Here is a 1,320-nt window from a genome sequence, read left to right as displayed (position 1 = left end):
CTCATTGCCCAGTGACCAGAAGATGATAGAGGGGTGGTTTTTGTCGCGCTCGACCATGCGGCTGACCCGGTCGAGATGCGCGGCGGCCCAGTGCGGCTTATAGCCCAATTGCACGCTGACATCACCCGTGTCGCGACCGAGCGTCATATATTCATGGCTCTCGATATTGGCCTCGTCCATGATGTAGAGACCGTATTCGTCAGCGAGGTCGTAGAGGTAGGGATCGTTGGGATAGTGTGAGGTGCGCAGCGCATTGACATTGGCCTGCTTCATCAGCTCGACATCCTTGCGCATCAGCTCCGGCGACATGACGCGGTAGGTTTTGGGGTCGTGCTCGTGGCGGTTGACGCCCTTGATCAGGATGCGCTTGCCATTGACCTGCACCTCACCATTGCGGATTTCCACCGTGCGGAAGCCGATCTTCCTGGCGGTGGCCGAGATCAGATTGCCCTTGGCGTCCGTGACCTCGATCACCAGCCGGTAGAGGTTGGGCGTCTCCGCCGTCCACGCCTTGACGCCTTTGAGCGTGCCGCTCAGTTGCGCAGGCTTGCCGACATTTGCTTTTGCTGACGTTTTAAGCACCTGCGTCTCGCCGTCATAGACGGTGGCAGTCACCGTGGCCGCACCCTTCTGACCGGCCAGTTCGGCCTCCAGCGCAAAGACGCCGTCCGTATAGGTCTGGTCCAGCGAGGCGCGCACGGTGAAATCGCGCAGGCGCGTCTTCGGCTCCGCATAAAGATAGACCGAGCGCTCGATGCCTGACAGCCGCCAGAAGTCCTGATCCTCCAGATAGGAGCCATCGGCATAGCGGTAGATTTCCAGCGCGACCTCGTTATGACCGGGCTTGAGGAACTTTGTGACATTGAATTCGGACGGCAGCTTGGAGTCTTCCGAATAGCCGACCTTCTCGCCATTGACCCAGATGTAATAGGCCGCGCCCGCCGCCCCGATATGCAGGAAGGCGTCCTGACCGGCCCAGTCGGCCGAGACGTCGAAGCTTCGTTTGTACGAGCCCACCTCGATCATATCGTGCGGGATGAAGGGCTCATTGGCCGGGAAGGGGTATTTGATATTCCAGAATTCCGGCAGGCCGAACTTGCCGTCGCCCTGCGCCTGAATCATACCGGGGACCTGAATTTTATCCCAACCGCTAAGGTTCGCGCCGGTTTTATAGAAGTCCCTGGGGCGGTTATCGACGCCCTTGGAGAATTTGAAATCCCAGGTGCCGTCCAGCGACAGGAAGCGCTTTGACGCCGATGTGTCGCCCTTCAGCGCCAGATCGCGGCTCTCGAAATTGAAGAAGGTCGCCTTCATCGGTTC

1 protein-coding gene is annotated in these 1,320 nt (G+C 59.2%); it reads right to left on the bottom strand.

Annotation, left to right across the window (positions count from 1 at the left end; translation table 11 throughout):
• On the bottom strand, positions 1–1,320 hold a 1,320-nt coding region (locus PQU94_RS17970), incomplete at both ends, for a glycoside hydrolase family 2 TIM barrel-domain containing protein (RefSeq protein WP_272742806.1).

This window comes from Asticcacaulis currens (assembly GCF_028550395.1).
Lineage (GTDB): Bacteria > Pseudomonadota > Alphaproteobacteria > Caulobacterales > Caulobacteraceae > Asticcacaulis > Asticcacaulis currens.
Note: the sequence above shows the minus strand (reverse complement) of the source record. Positions and strands in the feature narration are given on the sequence as shown.